This window comes from Sphingobium sp. WR1 (assembly GCF_059693745.1).
This window is the reverse complement of the sequence record NZ_JCATID010000078.1, coordinates 1-1800: the sequence shown is the minus strand read 5'-3', so window position 1 is coordinate 1800 and position 1800 is coordinate 1. Positions and strand designations below refer to the sequence as shown.

The following is a 1800-nucleotide window of genomic DNA, read 5'->3' as shown; positions in this document are numbered from 1 at the left end:
TGCGCTTGATCGATGAGCGCGCGTCCGGTCAGCTTCGCTACCGTCGAACTACACCATCACCCGGGGCACGACCGAACAACCTCTCGCTTATCCCATGTCCAACGGACGCCTCCTGTAAGACGGATCGTATCGGTCAGACGGTAATAGCCCTGGCCGAACAGGCCGACCGAGATATTCTTCACTGTGCCGTAATTCAGGCTGAAACCGAAATTGGGTGCCGGGGCTGCGGGGGTAAAGGAGCCGAACGTCTGCGCCACCGACGATTCACGGCCGCTTTCTGTCGAATAATAGCTGCCGAGAATATAACTGAACCGATCGCCAAGCTCTCCGGACAACTGAAGTTCCTGGGAGTATTGATCGGACTTGTAGGCACTTTCGGCCGCCAGAATCTGAGCAGGCGTACCATCGAGTTCGTTCAGACCTATTGCGTTGCTGTAGCGATAGGCAGAGATGGATTTCACCGTAACAGAACCGATTTCGCCATCTATCGTGAGATTGCCGCCATAAGCTTCCAGCCTGTTATAGGCACTCCGGCTGCCTGCGGTCAGAAACCCATAATTGGACCCGACCGGCGGATTGGTGCTGAATGGAATGCCATAGGCATTATACCAATGGGCTTTGTTGTGCAGATATGCCGCAAGAGGGGTTGCGGCGTTGATCGCGCCGATTGCCGCGCTGGCGCCCGGATTGACCGCTGCGAGGCCGACGAACTGACCATGATCCTTGATGATATTGTAGTCGCCGCTGAGCGTCGCGGACCAGTTGCTGCCGGCGGGCGCCCAACGCAATTTAGCACGGGCATAATGGCTGTTACGGTCCTTCAATTCGCTGTTCGAGGTCACATTGCGGGCGTAGCCGTCGTGATCCACGAAATCATAGACGAAGCGCGCCGCCAATTCATCGCCCACCAATGGTACGTTGAGCACCGCGTCGATATTGCGATAATCATAGTTGCCGCCTTGAATGCGGAACTGTCCTTCGAAATCGCCCGTAGGATTGACCGTGACGATGTTGAGCGCGCCGCCGGTGGTGTTGCGACCGAACAACGTGCCCTGGGGGCCGCGCAGGACCTCGACCCGCTGGAGGTCGATGAGATCGGCCGAACCCTGCGAAGGACGCGGAATATAAACCCCGTCAACATAGGTCGCGACCGAAGGGTCGTTGGCGACGCCCGGGTTCAATGCCGGCATGCCGCGAATGGAGATATAGACGAAACCCGAACCGCCCGGGGCGCCGGTCGCGATCGACAGGCTGGGCGCGGTGCGCTGCAGACCAGCCACATCGCCGACCTGCGCCTGTTTGATCATTTCAGTCGAAAGAGCGGTGACGGCGACCGGCGTCGTCTGGATATTTTCCTCGGTCCGCCGGGCGGTGACCACGATGTCCTCTATTCCCACAGAACCGGTCTGATCCGCCGCCACCGCCGGCGCAGCGGCCGTGACAAAAACCGACAAGCTCGCCAAGGCGCTTGTCCGAAACCATTTCTCTGAAGCCATATTATCCCCTCCCAGAGCCATTGCATACGGACAGGACGTTTTTCTATCTCTACCCATCCCCATCGACGGCTAGCATTGGCAAGGAGCCCGGAAAACCGGCTTCCGCGCCATGTCCTGTCTGCGATCAAACCAATGTCCGCTTCGCGATGCTTTGGAATTTTTCGACCGTCGGGCCATGAACATGATGACGGTTTCGCGATGGGATGTCCGGTTTGCGCAATATGATTGAGGGTCGTGCCCCGGGTGATGGTGTAGTTCGACGGTAGCGAAGCTGACCGGACGCGCGCTCATCGATCAAGCGCAG

At 58.4% G+C, this 1800-nt stretch carries 2 protein-coding genes; both read right to left on the bottom strand.

The genetic code is table 11. The features are described from left to right. Positions 1–56 precede the first annotated feature (56 nt). Positions 57–1553, bottom strand: a complete 1497-nt coding sequence (locus tag AC58EF_RS28420) for a TonB-dependent receptor (RefSeq protein ID WP_497279704.1) — start codon at positions 1551–1553, stop codon at positions 57–59. A 67-nt stretch (positions 1554–1620) separates the two neighbouring features. Next, positions 1621–1800: hypothetical protein (locus AC58EF_RS28415; RefSeq protein ID WP_497279702.1), on the bottom strand; the 180-nt coding region annotated here is incomplete at its 5' end.